Annotated in this window: 20 protein-coding genes and 1 tRNA gene; 11 read left to right on the forward strand and 10 right to left on the reverse strand. The window is 55.1% G+C overall.

All coding sequences use genetic code 11. The features are described 5' to 3' along the window. The first annotated feature begins 163 nt into the window (after nucleotides 1-163). The 5 genes from L5470_RS03010 to hisA all read left to right on the forward strand — a co-directional run bounded on the left by L5470_RS03010 (nucleotide 164) and on the right by hisA (nucleotide 3,875). Nucleotides 164-1,777 carry a cation:proton antiporter gene (locus L5470_RS03010; protein WP_499498069.1) on the forward strand — a complete coding sequence of 538 codons (1,614 nt, stop codon included), beginning with the start codon at nucleotides 164-166 and terminating at the stop codon, nucleotides 1,775-1,777. After that, complete coding sequence (gene crcB, locus L5470_RS03015) at nucleotides 1,774-2,205, forward strand: fluoride efflux transporter CrcB (protein WP_499498070.1); 432 nt, start codon at nucleotides 1,774-1,776, stop codon at nucleotides 2,203-2,205. The genes L5470_RS03010 and crcB overlap by 4 nt, the downstream gene beginning before the upstream one ends. Then, nucleotides 2,192-2,578 carry a fluoride efflux transporter FluC gene (locus L5470_RS03020; protein WP_448527626.1) on the forward strand — a complete coding sequence of 129 codons (387 nt, stop codon included), beginning with the start codon at nucleotides 2,192-2,194 and terminating at the stop codon, nucleotides 2,576-2,578. The genes crcB and L5470_RS03020 overlap by 14 nt, the downstream gene beginning before the upstream one ends. A gap of 123 nt (nucleotides 2,579-2,701) precedes the next feature. Continuing rightward, nucleotides 2,702-3,073: a DUF6464 family protein gene (locus L5470_RS03025; protein ID WP_499498072.1), complete on the forward strand. Its 372-nt coding sequence runs from the start codon at nucleotides 2,702-2,704 to the stop codon at nucleotides 3,071-3,073. Nucleotides 3,074-3,101: 28 nt separating this feature from the next. Beyond that, nucleotides 3,102-3,875 carry a 1-(5-phosphoribosyl)-5-[(5-phosphoribosylamino)methylideneamino]imidazole-4-carboxamide isomerase gene (gene hisA / locus L5470_RS03030; protein WP_499498074.1) on the forward strand — a complete coding sequence of 258 codons (774 nt, stop codon included), beginning with the start codon at nucleotides 3,102-3,104 and terminating at the stop codon, nucleotides 3,873-3,875. A 23-nt stretch (nucleotides 3,876-3,898) separates the two neighbouring features. On the opposite strand, the gene L5470_RS03035 is transcribed toward hisA, so the two are convergent. The 6 genes from L5470_RS03035 to L5470_RS03060 form a co-directional block, all read right to left on the reverse strand. Continuing rightward, entirely contained in the window at nucleotides 3,899-4,390 is a 492-nt protein-coding gene (locus L5470_RS03035) for a hypothetical protein (protein WP_499498076.1), read from the reverse strand. Nucleotides 4,391-4,760: 370 nt separating this feature from the next. Further along, a complete protein-coding gene (locus tag L5470_RS03040) occupies nucleotides 4,761-6,110 on the reverse strand; it encodes a gluconeogenesis factor YvcK family protein (protein WP_499498078.1) in 1,350 nt (449 codons plus the stop codon). Beyond that, entirely contained in the window at nucleotides 6,094-6,504 is a 411-nt protein-coding gene (locus tag L5470_RS03045; protein ID WP_099799403.1) for a hypothetical protein, read from the reverse strand. Before L5470_RS03045 ends, L5470_RS03040 begins: the two co-directional genes overlap by 17 nt. Nucleotides 6,505-6,588: 84 nt before the next feature. Then, nucleotides 6,589-7,530, reverse strand: a complete 942-nt coding sequence (gene ygfZ, locus L5470_RS03050; protein ID WP_448514444.1) for a CAF17-like 4Fe-4S cluster assembly/insertion protein YgfZ — start codon at nucleotides 7,528-7,530, stop codon at nucleotides 6,589-6,591. Then, entirely contained in the window at nucleotides 7,515-8,723 is a 1,209-nt protein-coding gene (locus tag L5470_RS03055; protein ID WP_499498081.1) for a class I SAM-dependent methyltransferase, read from the reverse strand. The genes ygfZ and L5470_RS03055 overlap by 16 nt, the downstream gene beginning before the upstream one ends. Beyond that, nucleotides 8,720-9,775 carry a thiamine phosphate synthase gene (locus L5470_RS03060; protein WP_099799401.1) on the reverse strand — a complete coding sequence of 352 codons (1,056 nt, stop codon included), beginning with the start codon at nucleotides 9,773-9,775 and terminating at the stop codon, nucleotides 8,720-8,722. The genes L5470_RS03055 and L5470_RS03060 overlap by 4 nt, the downstream gene beginning before the upstream one ends. A 64-nt stretch (nucleotides 9,776-9,839) precedes the next feature. Between L5470_RS03060 and L5470_RS03065 the strand changes: the two genes are divergently transcribed. Continuing rightward, entirely contained in the window at nucleotides 9,840-10,388 is a 549-nt protein-coding gene (locus L5470_RS03065) for a hypothetical protein (protein WP_198406018.1), read from the forward strand. A gap of 496 nt (nucleotides 10,389-10,884) precedes the next feature. Here L5470_RS03065 and L5470_RS03070 read toward each other — a convergent pair whose 3' ends face one another. Further along, nucleotides 10,885-11,445, reverse strand: coding sequence for an Npun_F5560 family protein (locus tag L5470_RS03070; protein WP_499498083.1), 561 nt, complete (start codon nucleotides 11,443-11,445; stop codon nucleotides 10,885-10,887). Nucleotides 11,446-11,504: 59 nt separating this feature from the next. On the opposite strand from L5470_RS03070, the gene rsmH reads away from it, so the two are divergent. The 5 genes from rsmH to L5470_RS03095 all read left to right on the forward strand — a co-directional run bounded on the left by rsmH (nucleotide 11,505) and on the right by L5470_RS03095 (nucleotide 15,376). Then, entirely contained in the window at nucleotides 11,505-12,377 is an 873-nt protein-coding gene (rsmH, locus tag L5470_RS03075) for a 16S rRNA (cytosine(1402)-N(4))-methyltransferase RsmH (protein ID WP_499498084.1), read from the forward strand. Between the two features lie 86 nt (nucleotides 12,378-12,463). Beyond that, entirely contained in the window at nucleotides 12,464-12,919 is a 456-nt protein-coding gene (locus L5470_RS03080) for a hypothetical protein (protein ID WP_198406016.1), read from the forward strand. Nucleotides 12,920-12,944: 25 nt separating this feature from the next. Further along, nucleotides 12,945-14,717 (forward strand): peptidoglycan D,D-transpeptidase FtsI family protein, encoded by a 1,773-nt coding sequence (locus tag L5470_RS03085; protein WP_499498086.1) that lies wholly within the window; start codon nucleotides 12,945-12,947, stop codon nucleotides 14,715-14,717. Nucleotides 14,718-14,741: 24 nt separating this feature from the next. Further along, nucleotides 14,742-15,293: a photosystem II reaction center PsbP gene (gene psbP, locus L5470_RS03090; RefSeq protein ID WP_099799398.1), complete on the forward strand. Its 552-nt coding sequence runs from the start codon at nucleotides 14,742-14,744 to the stop codon at nucleotides 15,291-15,293. 10 nt (nucleotides 15,294-15,303) lie between these two features. After that, nucleotides 15,304-15,376, forward strand: a tRNA-Ala gene (locus L5470_RS03095). A 169-nt stretch (nucleotides 15,377-15,545) separates the two neighbouring features. On the opposite strand, the gene L5470_RS03100 is transcribed toward L5470_RS03095, so the two are convergent. From L5470_RS03100 to L5470_RS03110, 3 genes are all read right to left on the reverse strand, one after another. Beyond that, nucleotides 15,546-16,040, reverse strand: coding sequence for a cation diffusion facilitator family transporter (locus L5470_RS03100; protein WP_499498088.1), 495 nt, complete (start codon nucleotides 16,038-16,040; stop codon nucleotides 15,546-15,548). Between the two features lie 210 nt (nucleotides 16,041-16,250). Next, nucleotides 16,251-16,670, reverse strand: coding sequence for an NAD(P)-binding protein (locus L5470_RS03105; protein ID WP_499498089.1), 420 nt, complete (start codon nucleotides 16,668-16,670; stop codon nucleotides 16,251-16,253). Between the two features lie 2 nt (nucleotides 16,671-16,672). Further along, nucleotides 16,673-17,746: a potassium channel family protein gene (locus L5470_RS03110; protein ID WP_499498091.1), complete on the reverse strand. Its 1,074-nt coding sequence runs from the start codon at nucleotides 17,744-17,746 to the stop codon at nucleotides 16,673-16,675. Nucleotides 17,747-17,754: the final 8 nt, after the last annotated feature.

The following is a 17,754-nucleotide window of genomic DNA, read 5'->3' on the forward strand; positions in this document are numbered from 1 at the left end:
TAAAGCCCCCTGAGTTGGCTGTATCCCCTCGCTAAAGCGGAGGGGTTTTAGCCCGCCCACACCGTCTATAAGGGATTGACGGTGAATGCTAGCGGCTCTTGGATTCGTCACCGTTCTGCTATCCAGTATGGTAGGAATTGCTGCTAAGACTAAGCTTACTACCATGTCAACTCCCCTCGAAACCCTTGCCCTGATCTTGGTGTTGGGCTTTTTTAGTGGTCAATTGGTACGGCGGCTAGGCGCACCGGCTCTGATTGGCATGATTTTGGTTGGCATTCTCCTAGGCCCCGCGGTGATGAACCTATTGCACCCGGATGTGCTGACGGCAGCACCGGTGTTCCGCGCTGTTGCGGTGATGGTGATTTTGATGAAGGCGGGGCTGGGTCTCGACCGTCAGAAGTTGGCACAGCAGGGAACGGTAGCACTGCGCCTAGGAATTTTACCGGCATTGTGTGAAATGGCGGTGGTGGCTCTTGTGGCGATGGTGCTACTGGGTTTCGATCTGCGGCAGGGATTATTGTTGGGGGCGATCGTGGCACCGGAGTCCCCCGCAGTCATTGTGCCGGGGATGCTGCGGCTCAAGAGTTTGGGTTGGGGTGTGGACAAGGGGATTAGTGATGCCATCCTCTCTGGCAGTGCCCTGTCGGATGTGCTGGTGTTGCTGCTGTTTAGCTTACTTATGGGAACGGAACAGGGGGGGCTGCCTCTGAATGGGGTACCACCGGCGATCGCCCTAGGGGTGCAAGCCCTCTTGGAAATTGGCGGCGGGTTGATTGTGGGCTACGGGTTGGCACGGGCACTGGTGCTCTTGCTGGTGCGGCAACATTGGGCGCAGAACCGCGTGCAAACGACTCTAGTGACCGCAGGGGTGGCCTTGGCAGCGGTGGGCTTGGCTCCTCGACTTCCCCTATTTTCGGGCTATTTGGCGGTGATGAGTGCAGGCTTTTTCCTTATCGACATGGATGCTCCCTTAGCACGGCAGTTGCGGGGGGGCTTTGATGTGCTGTGGCAGGKGGCAGAAATTTTTCTGTTTGTGCTCCTGGGCGCTAGTGTTCAGTTGGGGGTTTTGGAGCAGTCGCTGGGGATAGGGTTACTGATTTTGCTGGCGGGRACGTTGATTGGCCGGGGGCTTGGCTGGTATCTCTCCACCTTGGGCAGTAATTGGACACCTGCGGAACGATTATTTTTACTTCCTGGTAATTCCGCCAAGGCAACGGTGCAAGCGGCGATTGGTGCGCTTCCCTTGAGTGCCGGTATCGCCGGGGGCGAGACAATGTTGGCGATCGCCGTTCTCTCCATCCTTGTGACTGCGCCTTTGGGGGCGTGGGCGATTCCCACCTTTGCCCCCAAACTACTGCAAAAGGGGGAGGTGGATCCGACGAAAGTGCTGCTGCAGCCGCGTATTGTCCTGCTGGCACCGGTGGATACTTCCAGCGTTACAGCGACAGTGCTGCAAAAGACGGCGGAATTAGCGCGGCGCGCCGATGCGGAAGTGATTGTCCTCCATGTGCAGGATGTCCCTGACCCCAAGGCGGTTGCCACCATTGAAGCCTACGCCAACCAGTTCCTTGCGGATATTCGCCACCGGCTGATTGTCACTGCAGGGCCGGTGACCGAAGCCATCCTAGCTACAGCCCAACTGTACAATGTGGCAGAGATTATTCTCGGTAAGCATGGCCAAGGCGCGTTCAAGCGGGTATTGATGGGGTCGGTGTGCCAGAGTATTCTTGAGGCATCCACCCGTCCGGTACTGATTGTGGAGGAGGCGAGATCGTGATCACGATTCATCCCGTGCTGCGCCCAGCCTTGGCGGTGGCCTTGGGCGCAATTCCAGGGGCGTTAAGCCGGTTTCTTGTGGAAGCGTATTTAGAGCCTCTTTTCCCGTCTGGGTTACCGGTGCCCACCCTCATCGTCAATGTCACCGGCTGTTTTCTCATGGGGGCGATCGCCCCGCTGGGGTTTGCCCGTACCTTTACCCTGCACCCAGATCTGCGGCTGCTGTTGACCACCGGTTTTTTAGGGTCTTACACCACCTTCTCCTCCTACGAGCTAGACCAGACCCAGCTAGTGGCGGCACGGAACTTCATCGGTGAGATGCTCTACTGGCTCGGCAGTACGGGGTTGGGGTTAGGGGCACTGCAGTTGGGCACTGGGCTAACCCTGTGGTGCTTAGATCGCTGGGAGAATCCCAATGCCACCCCTTGAGAGTGTCATTGCCATTAGCATCGGTGCTGTGCCGGGTGCCTTAGGCCGTTACTACATTGCTCTGTGGAGCGATCGCCGCTTTAATACCCCAATTTTTGGCACCCTCACTGTGAATCTCGGCGGCGCATTTTTGATGGGAGTCTTGAGCTATAGTTTGACACACCTTGGCATGGCGCGATGGTTTAGCCAAGGGGTGACCGTTGGTTTTCTCGGTGCCCTGACGACGTTTTCTACCTTTACCCTTGAGTCGGCTATCCTCTGGCGAGAGCGCAAAAAACTACAGGCATGGCTCTATTGGTTGGGCAGTCCGCTGCTGGGGTTGGGCTGCGTGGAATTGGGGCTTGCCCTTGCCCAGTGGTTAGTGCCCTCCTAGGAAACAGCCGCGCAACACTGGTACAACAGATCGATGCAGCATTGATATAAAGAAAAGAGCAAGGTTAGCATAGGGGGAGTGTAGTCTAGAACACCCCACCGAGGGGATTCACGCCGTTGTGTCATGGCCTCGCCGACCGATTTACCCGCAGAATTGCATTTAATTCACCCCGAGCGATCGCTGGGGCAGGTGCAGCTAGACTGGGTGCCACAGCCCGGTTGTCGCGTGGATCACGACGGCGAAACCTACACCGTTCTCGAACGCCGTCACCGCTACCAGTTTCGCGGCGGGCGGKACCACCTGCACAAARTTGCCCTCTACGTACAGCTCTGTAACAATGACGCAGGCGATCGCCACCTTGTGGCGGGGCAGTGGGKGATTGGGGATGTCTCCTGCCGTTGGAATGCCCAGTCTCCCCTGCTGCGATGTGCAGTCAACCCCAAAGGGCCTTGTGAGACCTGCCAAGAGTATCACCCCCGCGACTGCTACGATTGATAGGCATTGATTTGAGCAACAGTGACCTATGGATGTCATTCCCGCCATTGATCTGCTGGGAGGGCAGTGCGTTCGCCTCTTTCAGGGAGACTACAACCAAGTAGAGGTCTTTGAGACCGATCCAGTGCGCATGGCACAGCACTGGCAAGCCTTGGGTGCCCCTCGCCTGCACGTCGTGGATCTCGATGGTGCCAAAACCGGTGAACCCACCAACTACCCAATCATGGCCGCCATCGTTGCAGCCCTAGAGATTCCGGTGCAAGTGGGGGGTGGGGTGCGATCGCGCCAAACTGTTACAGACTTGCTCTCCCTCGGTGTGGATCGCGTCATTTTGGGCACCATTGCCCTTGAAGACCCCCATCTGGTCGCTGAGGTTGCCACTGAATTTCCAGAGCGCATTTGGGTAGGTCTAGATGCTCGTCAAGGCTACGTAGCCACTCGCGGCTGGCTAGACACCTCCACCATTCTGGCGACAGATTTAGCGCAACAGATGGCTGCTGTGGGGGTGGCCGGCTTTATCTACACCGATATTCAGCGAGATGGCACCCTCCAAGGCCCAAACATCGATGCCCTGCGCCAGTTATTGGCCGCCAGCGATCGCCCAGTGATTGCCTCCGGTGGCGTTAGCTCCCTCACCGATATTTTGAGTTTGCTGGCGCTAGAACCGCAAGGCTTGACGGGAGCGATCGTCGGCAAAGCCCTCTATACAGGAGCCGTTGACCTCAAAGAGGCTCTCCGCGCCGTGGGTCAAGGTCGCTGGCAGGACGTACCACCCAATTTAGGAACGTCCACATGGGCTTAATGGTGCAGTCGCCTGAGCATTTCTTATGGGGTGCGAGTTAAGGCTGCCAGCCCCTTAGAGACAACAGACAGGTATCCTTGCTCCAGTACGGCATTGGCCTCCATAACATTGGGTGCCATCAGGATCCGTGCAATCAGCCCCGTCCAACCGGTTTGGTGACTTGCCCCCAACCCCGCACCATTATCGCCGTGGAAGTACTCATAAAAGAGAATTAAATCCCGCCAGTGGGGGTTCTGTTGGAAGGTTTCAGTTGCCCCGTAAAGCGGACGGCGGCCAGACTCATCCCGCAGGAAAATATTGGCCAGCCGCTGCGAAATTTCTGTCGCAACATCCCACAAGTTCAACCACCGCCCCGACCCCGTTGGGCACTCAATCGTAAAATCATTGCCATAATAGCCGTACATTTTCCGCAATGACTGCACCAGTAGGGCATTTACCGGCATCCAAATGGGGCCGCGCCAGTTGGAATTCCCGCCAAATAAGCCAGTGGAGGATTCCCCCGGCTCGTAGGTCACGCGGTAGGCTTCCCGTCCGAGTTGAAAGGTGTAGGGATGGTCGTAATGATAGCGCGACAGCGCCCGAATGCCATAGTCGCTCAGACATTCCGGGAGATGACTCGCTCCTCAACATCGGGGGGCAGCACCTTATCCTCTAGCCACTGTTTCACATCGGGTAGGGCTGGAAGCCCCGTACTTCAGTGCGGGGAGGAAAGCTCCTTTAGCAACTTCAGTTGTTTTAGGTTATAATTGTACTGCGGACACCAGAAACGGTTGTTCAAGGCACTGGTAACGGTCGATTGGGGGTGTTGTAAACCACCCCAGAGGCTCGCGGTTGGCTTGCTAACTGCAGGGCTACTAAAAGCTCCCTGCTTTAGCTGGGAGTAGTTTACAGGGATTGCACCCGACCATACCAACGCATCAAGATCGTCGCTAGCTTTTGCGAGTCATGGCGCACTGTGGGGGTGGTTTCATCCATCACATCCGCCAAAATTAAGCGGCAGTTGAGGCGTGCCAGTTCGTCGCGATCGATGGCTACAACGTCGCTGCCTTGTTGCCTATAGTGGCTAAGGTGGGCGGAACTGGGGGGATATTTTTGGACGAGAATGGCATCAAAGAGGCGATCGCCCGTTACCTTATCTAAGGCTCGCACGTGATCGCTCACCCGATACCCATCGGTTTCCCCCGGCTGTGTCATGATGTTACACACATAAACACAGGGACAGCGACGCTCGGCAAGAGCTTGGGCAATATCCGGCACCAGCAAGTTGGGGATAACACTGGTATAGAGGCTGCCCGGACCAAGGATGATGTAGTCGGCATCGCGAATCGCTTGGAGCGCACGCGGCAGTGCAGTCGGCGCAGGCGGCGAGCAGCCAATTTCAACAATTTGTCCTTTGGCTGCGGTGATGTTCGATTCGCCATGGATTAAACGACCATCCGCAAGGCGTGCCCAAAGGGTCATGTCCGTCAGAGTGGCCGGTAGAACCTGACCGCGAATGGCGAGCACAGCAGAACTGGTGGCGATCGCCCGCTCGAGATCCCCCGTAATGTTGGTCATGGCCGTTAAAAATAAATTGCCAAAGCTATGGCCTGCCAACCCATCCCCCGCATCAAAACGATACTGGAATAGCTCTGTCACTAACTTTTCTTCATCCGCCAAGGCGGCTAAACAGTTGCGAATATCCCCTGGCGGCAAGACCCCAATTYCCCGCCGCAGTCGCCCTGAAGAGCCACCATCGTCCGCCATCGTCACAATGGCCGTAATGTTGGCACTAAACACTTTTAAGCCCCGMAATRGGGTCGATAGCCCCGTGCCACCGCCAATGGCCACAATTTTAGGTCCGCGCTCTAGCCGCCGATGGGTCAGCAATCGTTCCACAAGCGCTTTGTCATCGTCCGGCAGCAGCACTTGGGTAATGGAGCCAAGGGTACGGGCATAGCCCCACCAAATTAGGGCAATGCCACCCAAAAAGAGGAGGGGACCACTCACATAGCTGGGCACAAAGCGTGCCAAGGTTTGCAGCAGTTGCTCGATAAACTGTAGCGTGTAAAAAACAGGGGTTAGGTTAACGCTAATGGCTAGGCCAAGGCTCGCTAGGAGTACCCCAACCGTACTAATTAACAGCCAACGCTTTACCAGTAGCCCTGGCAGCAACCATTGAGACCAGAGGCGCAATTTACGGCGAGCAGGTCGCAGAGTTGCCGAAAGTTGACGAGCCTTATTCGCTCTCCTCATCCGCACCGATGCCAAGATAGGTCTTGCTGAGATAGCGGGTCAGCCGTTGCAATGGGTTTGCTATATTGGCCTTGTGATCCGCTTTATTGCTGTTGATCGGCACTCCCAAAATACCCGAAAATTCATCGTCACTGAGCTCTCCTGCTTGGTGCTGGGCGAAGGAGTCCACAACGTCAATCAGTTCGGTTGTCGAAAATTCAAAGCCATGCTGATTGGCAAAGTCAACGACCTTGGGCGCCAGTTCTCCTTTGAGGGCGGCTAATTCCTCGGTATCGAGTTCAGCAGCACCACTAATGTTGCCGTCGCCAACCCCTAAAAGGGCTTCTAACTCATCCCGCAATGAAGCATCCTCGGCAGTTTTTTGCATAAACGCTAATACCTGTGCCGTTGCCATAGGCTCCCTTCCTTACGATCACTAAGGTGAGTAGAATATCTGGACGAACCGATTGGATTATAACATTCTCTGTTCAGAGTATTTTTAAGCAACAGTTCTTAAGAAGGGCACCTCGACCACCTGCGCCTGACGGTTACTGCTCACCTGTAGGGTCAACCCAGCCCCTCCCACTTTGGTGCGGACATAGCCCAAGCCAAAAGCACCGCTCCCTAGGGGGGTGCAACTGGTTAGTAGGCCAACCTTTTCCCCCGCAAGAAATAGAGGGGTGGGTACCGTCACGCAACCGTTGAGGTCGAGTCCCCACAGGTGTTGCTTCACCCCTTGGTAGGTGTTAAGGCGAGCAATGGTTTCCTGGCCAATGTAGCAGCCCTTGTCAAAAGACAGGGTATGGCCGAGGCGAGCTTCAAGGGGGTTGTAGTCTTCGGTGAGTTCGGCATCTGCCGCAGGTCGGCCTTGGCGAATGCGGATGTGCTCCCATTCAGGGTCTTGCAGTTGGGGATAGGTGCCAAGCCAATCTGTGAGGGGGCGATCGCTCCAGAGGGTGAACCCCGGCAGGGCAAGGCCACTCGTGGCGGCCACCGTTAGGGAACGGCCCCCCTGCGCCACAGTAACGTGTTGGTAAGGGGTGGTGAACTCAGGCAGGCCAAGGGTGTGCCGAATGGTGTGGGCAACCTCCCCAAACAGCCGATAGCAATAGCTACTGGCGGTCAGATCGCTCACTTGGACGTCATCGCCAAAGAAGATGTATTTATCCAACCATTGCAGTAAAAACGCCCGCCGTTGGGGGGAGACGAGTAGATCGACCCACTCCTGATGCACCAAGACGGTTGCCAAGTCTAGAGTGCGCGCAGTGGACGTGAGAAAGACCGTATCTGCCCCTTGACCCGGTTTGAGGATTAGGCAGTTATTGGAGGTTTGGTTGTGCAGAAATTTGAGGCGATCGCCCCCCGTTAAGCGCAGCCGCCCCCAGTGGGAGCAGTCATAAACAGCACCTTGGGTAGTGAGTGTCGTTAATAGGTCGGCCATGATGCCCCTCCGGGTGCCAAGAGAATCAACTGCCGCTCAAGGAGCGATCGCACCTGTTCAAGGGAAACCTCAGGCTGCTGTGCCAACAGATCGGCAACGGTAGCTTGGCCATTAGCCGCTGCCAGAAACTGCTGCTCCGCTGCATTCAGGTAAATGACATCGTAGTGGCAATTAAACACACAGCCCCCCGGCCAGCCATCTAAGCAGGGGTGACGGTAAGGAATTGCTGCCAAGACCTGAGCATCGGCTGACCAGTCCTGACGCACGAGGGGTGGCTTCGCCAAGAAGAATTCGTAGTGGGTCATGGCCTCCGGATCAAGGGCTTCAATTAGTTGGTACTGCTCCAGGGGGGATAGGTGTTGTGCTCGCGCTAGTAAGTCCGGCTGAGTGCCCAACAGTCGCTCCAACTGCCACAGACGCGGGTTAGAAAACCCCACAAATTCTAGCCCCGACGCGGCAATCAGCTCAAAGAGACTGGCAATGGTGTAGTCAATTTCCTGCGGATGAACGTACATATCTGCAAAGCATTCATCCCGCTGATTGTCTAGGCTCCAGCGTTCCTGTTCGCGTTTTTTGAGGCGGTTCCCCYCCGGCAGGGCAGCAAAGATCTGCCGACCAATGGCAACCCCTTGGGGATAGTTGCTGCGATCGCTCCCTTGGAGCAAGGCAATGGCACGCTGCATCAGCTTAATTTCCCAGCGTCCCAGTTCGCCATAGACAAAAACATGGAGAATCCCACCGGGTGCCAGCACGTTCGCTAGGGCTTGAATTCCTCTTGCGGGGTCTGGCAGGTGGTGCAGCACCCCCACACAGTTAATCATGTCAAAGGTTTGCCCCAAGTGAGCCACATCGTAAAGACTGCGGTGCTGAAACTGCACGTTGTGGGCGCGCGATCGCCGACAACGCTCCTGAGCAATCTCCAGTGCTCCTTCACTCAGATCAATTGCCATAACTTGGGCGTGGGGGTTCAAATGCGCCAAGTACTCCGTTCCCACTCCTGTGCCACATCCCGCATCCAAAATCGCTACATCTAAGCGGGAGGGATAGCGTCCTGTACAAAAGCTATAGGCAGCTGGCCATGACCACCGCCAGTTGTAGCCCGGAGGTGGCTCATCGAGAATGGGTTCCGGCGGAAACGGATAGGTGTTATACAATTGCCGTACCGCAGCGGTAATCTCAGCGGCAGATGTCATGGTTGGTTCCCCTCGTGCAAGTGTTGAAGTAGGTCTTGGGTGGCCTGTTGTGGATCAGCAGCGTCCATAATGGCGCGTACCACTGCGACATGGGTGGCACCCGCCGCAATAACCTCGCCAATAGTACTGGCATCGATACCGCCAATGGCAAACTGGGGGATCGAGCAGTGGTGGCGGGCGTACTGAAGATAGTCAAACCCCACCGCAGCTTTTCCAGGTTTAGTAGGGGTGGCAAAAACGGGGCCAACACCGACGTAGTCTGCACCCTCCTGCAAGGCGCGCTCGAGTTCTTGGGGGTTGGTGGTGGAGCATCCCACTAGGCGATCGCCCCCTAGAATCTGTCGAGCAAGGGCAATAGGAAGATCCGTTTGTCCCAAATGCACCCCATCGGCATTGGCACCCACGGCAATATCGACGCGATCGTTCACCAGAAACAGGGCACCATAACGCTGGCACAGAGCCTGTAGCTGCTGTGCGATCTTCAAGCGGGTTTGGTCATCATTCGTTTTATCGCGGTACTGCACCAGTCGCAACCCACCTTTGAGGGCAGCTTCAACACGCTCAAGCAGGCGATCGCTTGGGGAGGTCACTAGGTATAGCCGTGCGTGGTGCAAGCGTCGCAAACGTCCCTGCCGAGACTGGGGGGATAACGCTTGTTCAAGGATATACACCCGATAGCGCAATGTTTTTGCTGCCGCACTTAGGTCAGCGTGAGTGAGTTTGGCATACTCTTCGATGACGCGCAGCGCCTCTTGAACCCGGGCAAAGTTAGCAGTGAGGACGTCCTGTAGCGTCTGGCGATCGCGCTCCTGGGGATGCGTCAACGCTGTACCCGGATCGTGATCGGTTTGCCGTGCTGAGCGCAATTCCGGCGTATGGTAACCCGCCAGCGTTTGCCGTAACTCTTTACAGGTGGCGGTGAGTTCGGCATCTTCACACCCCAAGCGACACCATTCCTCAATCACCCGTAGGCCTTCGCGGGCGCGATCGAGGTTGGCATCCAAAATCCGGCACACCCTAGCGTGGCAAAGAATGGGAGCTAAATCTTGCATACCCTGTCACATCCCCGCAGAAAGGGATAAGCAACACCCATCGTTACGCGTTGTCTGAATCACAATGAAACCGTCGGCTAACACAATCCACCATTCCTCCTGTCGCCAGCAATGGCCATGGGCTGGCTCCCTATGTTTGATCCTACTGGGTTGGGGCACTAGCGTGCAGGCAGCAGAGCCGATTCCGATTCCCGTGCCCCCGCCAGAAGTGACAACACTGGCTCCAATTTCGCCGCCAGAGCCACAAAGCGTTGATACTCGCCTAGAGCGCTTGCCCGTCCCCAGTACCCCAATTCCCATAGGGTATGTGGGGGCAGATGTCACCATGAACCAGTTACCGCCACCACCGGATACAACTGGCATAGATACAGCCCCGTCAGGGCAATCTTTAACCACCGGCGGACGCTTCCGAGTGATTGTTTTTGACGTGCGGGAGGGGGATATCGCCAATCAAGAACGGTTGCGATCGCTCGTGCCAGAAGTCTTACCTATTAACACAGGTCAGCAGCGGGCACTCCAAGTTGGCAGCTTCCAAAATGAAATTCAAGCCAGCGAACTGCGAGCCTACATGGAAGTCAATGGCTTTCGGGCAGAAATTCAACGTCTGCCCTAAGGCTCATCCAGCAGACCCCTCACCCCAACCCCTCTGGCAGAGGGGGAGAGGGGCTTCGCACCCAGCGTTACCTCTGTTGCCTTCCTACTGTCACAAGGGGAGAGGGGATGAGAGGGCAACATTTTGTCAGTCAACCAGCCCTCAACCCTTAGGAGTGGGGATTGGTCGTGGGGTGGGCAAAACTAAGCGACAAATTTCTGCCACATGACGGTGATCTGTGCCACAGCAGCCGCCAAAGACAGTCAAATGAGGCAATCGCTGCACTAAATCAATAAATAATAAATCAATATAAATAAATAATAAATCAATATAAATATATTCTTCATATCGTCGTGTATCCTGTGTCCAGCTGCCATAAATGTTAATGATTCAGTAAACTATCTCTGAAATCCCTACAATAAGACTGACAACGAGGTACGTTCAGATACGTGGCTTGACCAAAAATTGATAAATCTCGAGTTAAATCGGTAGCCTCACTCATAGCGGCGCTTGAGGATCAGGCATTGCCAAAGCTGGGAATCAGGCTCACGCGAGCTGGTTGTAAGGAGGGAAGACCGTGCTGCTGCTGGCGCGATTGTGCTGGAAGTAGTGCTTGCATATGCCGCAGTTCACTGCGCAGTTGATCATTTTCTTTTTGTAGATGCTCGACTTTCAGTTGGACTTGCTTCAGGCGTTCACTGAATTTTTGACGATAGACTTCGGGCATCTCCTGAATCACTCGCTCTAGCATTTGGTTGCGATCGCCCAGTTCAATGACTTGCTGTTTCAGAGCAGTGACTTCCGACTCCCGCTCCTGGGCTTGCTGCTGATAGGCAAGGATTTGCTCTTGGTAGGTGGCAATACGCGCTTCAACGTCTTGAATTTGCTGCTGTAGGCGCTGTAGTGCTTCAGCATTGGCTGCTTCTGCTTTGCGAGCTTGATAAAAGCGCACAAACAACTCAGGGTGCTGCACCATTAACTGATACAGTTCCTCTGAAAGCTGCTGCACTAGCTGATCCCGTACCAGCAGTTCATCGGCTACGTTGAGGGAGGGGGCGCTCAGGGGATGATCGTTCACGGATGCTGCTCTCCAAGGGGATACGCTGTGGTAAATCCTACGCAGACTGATAGACAACCATGCAAAATCTAGAGTTTTCAGGCTATCATCAGCCAGTACTGGCCGCTGCGGTGCTCGATGCCCTTCAACCTAAGGCGGGTGGGTTATACCTAGATGCGACGGTGGGGGGAGGTGGGCATACTGCGCTACTACTGAGCGCTGCACCAACCTGTCGGGTAGTGGCGATCGATCAAGACCCCATGGCCTTGGCGGCAGCCCAGGAGTTCCTCAGGCCGTTTGGCGATCGCGTCCAGTTTTGGCAGGGGAATTTTGCCGATTTTAGGGTGACTGAACCCATGTTTGATGGCATTTTAGCGGATTTGGGGGTGAGTTCAGCCCAGCTAGATCGTGGCGATCGCGGCTTTAGTTTCCGTTTTGACGCTCCGTTGGATATGCGCATGAACCCGAATCAGTCCCTTACTGCAGCCACTGTGATTAACCACTACAGTGAGCAGGATCTAGCCGATATTTTCTACGAGTATGGCGAAGAGCGCTTTTCCCGCCGTATTGCCCGCCACATTGTGGCACGTCGTCCCCTCCACACCACCCAAGAACTGGCACAATTGGTGGCACGAACCCTGAAATCGTCGCCCCGCCAACGCATTCATCCGGCCACGCGGGTGTTTCAGGCGCTGCGCATTTACGTAAATCGGGAATTGGAGGTGCTGGATCAGTTCTTAGCGCTGTCTCCCCGCTGGTTGGTTCCCCAAGGTCGCCTTGCAATCATTAGCTTCCACAGTCTGGAAGATCGGCGGGTAAAGCAAGCATGGCGGCAGACCCCCCTATTGACGGCGCTGAATCGTAAACCTATTGTTGCCGACGATACAGAAGTTGCGAGCAACCCCCGCTCACGATCGGCAAAGTTGCGAATTGCAGCGCGCAYTTTTGCATGAACCGCCGCATTAGTGCTTTATTTGTGGGTATCTTTACAATGCATCTATCATTCATGGCGTTAACATGCTGAGGAGTGCTTGAGTGTATGGTTGCTGCTCCTAAACTAAAGTCTTCGATTGGCTCGCTGCGATCGCGCAGTGGCTCATCCCCGATCCTCACCGAAATTCGCCCTCTTCCCAAGACTCACATGCCTCTATGGCAAAAAACCTTGGTGGGTCTGCAATGGGTCTCTGGGGTGGCGGCAGCCAGCTCAATGGTGGCACTACTGCCTTTGTACGGTTGGCTAGCGCTTTGCGAGCAGCAGTGGAGCCGTGCCTACCATCAACTGGAGCAGCTAAAGCGTCAGGAACGCGAATTGTTGGTCAGTCATGAAACGCTACGCTACCGCGTTACTCAGCAGGTGCAGCAAGCCCCGCAGGGTCTAGTTCCCCAGAATCCGCAGCGCGTCTTGTTTGTTCCCAATCAAGCCTCAACAGGGGCAACGCTCCCCGTCCAGATTCCCTCTGTCGCAGTTGCTCCCCACCGTCGGGTTAGTTACTAGTGGTTGTGTTGCTGGGAGGGTGCCGATGACGACGGCCAAAGCAGTTGCCACGCCAAAGCCCATCGCCGCTGGTCGTATTTGGCTGATTCTGATCTTTTTACTGGGTGCCATGGCCGGTGTCGCAGCACGGCTAGTCTATCTACAGGTTCTCGAACGAGACACCCTAGCAGAAAAAGCCCGCCAGCAACAGCAACACTACACCCCCCCAACTTTGGCACGCTACCCGATCACCGATCGCCGGGATACGGTTGTTGCCCTAGATCGACCTGTTTTTACCCTTTTTGCCCATCCATCTCACTTTAAGGTGGAGCCAACGGCGATCGCCCATGCCCTAGCCCCACTCCTAGGACAGTCCCCCACTCAACTGCTGGCGAAGTTTGGCACCTATCCCACCGGCGTGCCTATTGCCTACGAGGTGAGCGAGGAGGTTGCAGCTAAAATTCGCGCCCTCAATTACGACGGCTTAGAACTGAATCAGGCATGGCAGCGCATTTACCCCCAGCAAGAGTTAATGGCAGGCATCGTTGGCTATGTGGATCGGGAGCACAAGGGACAAGCGGGGATTGAGTTTAGCCAAAATGACTTTTTACAAGTGCGCAACCCCCAACCGTTGCTCTCCATGAATGGCTTGGGGCAGTGGTTACCAGCCCTTGCCCCCACGGATCCTCAGGTGCTCACTCAGGGCTATCATGTGCGCCTGACGGTGGATAGCCGCTTACAGCAGACGGCTCGCCAAGCCCTGCGGCAACAGTTGCGGAAATTTAATGCCAAGCGGGGCACTGTTTTGGTTCTAGAGGTAGCCTCGGGGGCACTGCGGGCACTGGTGTCTGAACCCTCCTACAACCCCAATCAGTACTACCGTGCGGATCCAGCGTTATTCCGTAATTGGGCGGTTTCAGATTTGTATGAGCCGGGATCGACCTTTAAGCCCATCAATACGGCGATCGCCCTTGAACTCAATGCCATTACCCCCAATACTGTGCTTCCGGATGAGGGGCGAATTATGGTGGGTGGGTGGCCGATCCAAAATAGTGACTTTAGCCAGCGGGGGGGGCGTGGTGCGCTGACGATTAGCCAAGTCTTGGGCTATTCGAGCAATGTGGCAATGGTTCACATGATGAACCGCATTCCCAGGCGCCATTACTATCGCTATCTGCATCGGTTGGGGTTAACCCAAAAAGTGGGCAGCGATCTCCCCTTTGAAACTGCCGCCCAACTCAAGCCAGCGGAGCAGTTTATTCACTATCCCATTGAGTCGGCCACGGCTGCCTTTGGCCAAGGATTATCCCTGACCCCTCTGCATTTAGTGCAATTACTGGGGGCGATCGCCAACGGCGGCGAACTGGTGGTTCCCCACGTCATTGAGGGGCTTTACGATGAAAATGGTCATCTGCAACGGCAGCCAAGGCGCGCCGAACCCCGACGAGTCTTTTCTGAGCGTACTAGCACTGAGGTAATCAACATGCTGGGGGAGGTGGTGCGCTCAGGCACCGGCAAGCCTGCCCATATTCCTGGTTATCGCTTAGGCGGCAAAACAGGGACAGCGCAAAAAGCCGTTGGCGGCACCTACGGAAATCAGCGTATTACCAGTTTTGCAGCGGTGTTTCCCCTTGAGCAGCCGCAGTACGTGATTTTAGCGGTTGTGGATGAACCCCAAGGGGATGATGCCTACGGCTCTACTGTGGCAATTCCCATTGTGAAAGCGGTCACTGAGTCTCTGATTACGATTGAGGGGATTCCCCCCTCCCATCCCGAAGAATTACGGCGACCCGCTGCTGCAACATCGGTGCCACAATAGGAAAGAACACAGCAGAAGGATGTTATGGTACAGCGTTTTCTTGCCACGGTGGTGGCGATCGTTGTGGTGCTTTTGACCGGGTGTAGCGCCACCAGTGGTCTGCAAGCCTTTGTCGATAGCTATGACGGCTATGAATTCCTCTATCCGCGGGGATGGGTACAGGTACAGGTGGATGGTCCGGCAGACGTGGTTTTCCACGATATTATTCAAACGACAGAAAATGTGAGTGTTGTGGTCAACAGTGTCTCTAGCACTCAATCCCTTGAAGACTTGGGTTCCCCGGAAGAGGTAGGCGATCGTCTCTTGCGCAACATCATTGCCCCCAGCGAAAGCGGGCGCAGTTCTGCCCTCATTGGCGCCAGTTCTCAGAAAGCTGATGGCAAAACCTACTACATCCTTGAGTATGCCGTCACCTTGCCGGGAGACGCTCAAACCGCACGGCAGCGCCATAACCTCTCGAGTATTACCCTGAGCCGAGGTAACGTTTATACCCTCAGCGTCTCTGCGCCAGAGGAGCGCTGGCCGAAGGTTGAAGACCAATTTAAGGCAATTGTTGCCTCATTTACCGTATATTAGGAATACTGAAGGGGAGTTAGCTCAGTTGGTAGAGCGTCGCGATCGCACCGCGAAGGTCAGGGATTCGAGTTCCCTACTCTCCATCCACTTGGTCTATCCTAGAGGAACTTCATCATGGGCGTTTGACGGTTCTGGGCAGGTAACACGAAGCAAGCACAACTCCACTTGGCAACGTTCCAGACGGGCAAGCAGAGCATGCCTGTTGCCCTGTTTCTGCTATGGGATAGGTAAGCTGCTCTTGTACGCATAGCGTCATGAGCCGGTGCATTCACAACACTCCAAGTAGAGGCTCAAGCAGGGATTGACTTCTACAGTCACATGAGTGAGGGCAGGAAGGTGCCGCAGAAGATTTTTGTAATGTTCCGGCGGCTGGGGAGTGTGAGTCACTAAGGAAAGAGCCGCAGCCAGATGCATAGGACTTACATGCCAAACATGCAAATCGACAACGCGGTTATCCGCATCGGCTTCGATGGCATGGATAATGCGTAGTCGCAGGCTGTTATCGGTTGCACTATCTAACAAAATAGGTGCTGTTTCGCGAACTAAACCATAGGCCCATCGGGTAATGACCAGTGCGCCAAGGATTCCCATCAGTGGATCGAGCCAAGTCCACCCAGCAACCTTAGCAGCCAATAGGGCAGCGATCGCTAGCACTGAGGTTAACGCATCTGCCAGAACATGGATATACGCAGCTCGCAGGTTGTAGTCAGCGTGGGACGAGTGCGTTTTGCCGAAGTGGGTGTGCACCTGTTGGTGATGAGAATCCGCTTCAGGGTGATGGATATGAGCGTAAACTACTCCCAGCTAAAGCAGGGAGCTTTTAGTAGCCCTGCAGTTAGCAAGCCAACCACGAGCCTCTGGGGTGGTTTACAACACCCCCAATCGACCGTTACCAGTGCCTTAAACAACCGTTTCTGGTGTCCGCAGTACAATTATAACCTAAGGCAACTAAAGTTGCTAAAGGAGCTTTCCTCCCCGCACTGAAGTACGGGGCTTCCAGCCATACCCGATGTGATCTGCCCCAGCAAAGCGCAGTTTTGATTCTGTGGCCGGTAAGTCACCCCGCGCTAAAATTTGCAGCTTATGGTTGAGGCGGCGAGCCGTGAGGGTAATAAACACATTACTGGCATCATCGGGAAGCACCGCCACTAAGGTTTGCGCCTGTTCAATGCCCACCGCTAGCAACTCGTTCTCATCCATCAAGTCATCGCCACGGTAGAGAGGATGCCCCATCTGTTGCGCCAGACGGACGTGCTCCCGCTGGTTATCAATGACAATAAACGGCAGCCTAGCACTGGTTAAGTCGGCGGCTAAACTGCGACCAAGAAAGCCGTAACCACAAATAATGACGTGATTCCGCAGTTCCGGGGGTGCCATCGTTAACCCCGTGCCCCCCGATACTGCACTTGCCCACGAGAGCTAACTTCGCGCACTAGTTTAGGTGTGTCATGGGAGTGACCGAGCAAAATTAGGGTATCTCCCACTTCCATGATGGGATTGACACGTACCGGAAACAACTGGCCGCTCCGTTTACGCAAACCGATAATAATAAACTCCCCTTGACCGCGCACCTCTAAACTGGCTAGCCGCCACCCCACATAGGGATACTCAGGGGTAATGTCTAGTTCGGCCAATTGGACATCAATTTGGTTTAAGAGTTGGTTTAGTCCTTGGCGATCGCTGGTTTGTTCGAGGAAATCAATCCCCCGCGGGCGACGAATGAGGTTAGCCATTTGGGTCGCACCAATGCGAGTGGGTAGCACCACATGATCAGCACCGGCCATGCGTAGCTTTGCCTCCGTTGCCGGTAGATTGGCCCGCGAGAGAATCAGCAATTCGGCGTTAATATGCCGTGCCGTTAAGGTAATAAACACATTCATCGTATCGTTGGGCAGCACCGTAGCAAGGGCGATCGCCCGGTCAATTCCCACCACCCGCAAGGCCGCTTCTTCCGTAGCACTGCCAAGGTAGGCCAAATAGCCCAGCTTCTCTGCCAAACTAATGCGTTGCTCATCCACATCTAAAATCACAAAGGGAGTTTTGGCCTGGGTGAGTTCTTGAGCCATCACCTGACCAATACGACCAAACCCGCAAACAATCACATGGCGATTGAGCTTGCTAATGTCCCGCGCCGCCCGCTGCACATCCAAGAGACGCTTGATTTCACCCTCAGTAAACATTTGCAGAATTGCACCGACAGTATAGATAGCTGAGGCACTGCCCGCCACAATCACAACCATGTTAAAGATGCGCTGCTCTGGGGTGATGAGGGGGCGCACCTCCCCGTAGCCTACCCCAAAAACGGTGATTACGTACATATAAAACGCATCCAGCCAGTTCCAGCCAAAACTGATATACCCAATCACCGCCACAGCCATCGTCAATAAAAAAAAGCCAATGCCAACAACAACACGCTTCAGAGCGGGAGTCAGGGGGCGGCGTTCCGAACTCATACCTATAG

The sequence above is a fragment of the Synechococcus sp. PCC 6717 genome (genome assembly GCF_022698185.1).
Classification (GTDB): Bacteria; Cyanobacteriota; Cyanobacteriia; order Thermosynechococcales; family Thermosynechococcaceae; genus Thermosynechococcus; species Thermosynechococcus lividus.

Bases quoted from the DNA above. Each gene is read 5' to 3' on its own strand.
- L5470_RS03020 (WP_448527626.1), top strand. From the start codon at position 2,192: ATGCCACCCCTTGAGAGTGTCATTGCCATTAGCATCGGTGCTGTGCCG.
- hisA (WP_499498074.1), top strand. From the start codon at position 3,102: ATGGATGTCATTCCCGCCATTGATCTGCTGGGAGGGCAGTGCGTTCGC.
- L5470_RS03045 (WP_099799403.1), bottom strand. From the start codon at position 6,504: ATGGCAACGGCACAGGTATTAGCGTTTATGCAAAAAACTGCCGAGGAT.
- ygfZ (WP_448514444.1), bottom strand. From the start codon at position 7,530: ATGGCCGACCTATTAACGACACTCACTACCCAAGGTGCTGTTTATGAC.
- L5470_RS03060 (WP_099799401.1), bottom strand. From the start codon at position 9,775: ATGCAAGATTTAGCTCCCATTCTTTGCCACGCTAGGGTGTGCCGGATT.
- L5470_RS03065 (WP_198406018.1), top strand. From the start codon at position 9,840: ATGAAACCGTCGGCTAACACAATCCACCATTCCTCCTGTCGCCAGCAA.
- L5470_RS03080 (WP_198406016.1), top strand. From the start codon at position 12,464: ATGGTTGCTGCTCCTAAACTAAAGTCTTCGATTGGCTCGCTGCGATCG.
- L5470_RS03085 (WP_499498086.1), top strand. From the start codon at position 12,945: ATGACGACGGCCAAAGCAGTTGCCACGCCAAAGCCCATCGCCGCTGGT.
- psbP (WP_099799398.1), top strand. From the start codon at position 14,742: ATGGTACAGCGTTTTCTTGCCACGGTGGTGGCGATCGTTGTGGTGCTT.
- L5470_RS03105 (WP_499498089.1), bottom strand. From the start codon at position 16,670: ATGGCACCCCCGGAACTGCGGAATCACGTCATTATTTGTGGTTACGGC.
- L5470_RS03110 (WP_499498091.1), bottom strand. From the start codon at position 17,746: ATGAGTTCGGAACGCCGCCCCCTGACTCCCGCTCTGAAGCGTGTTGTT.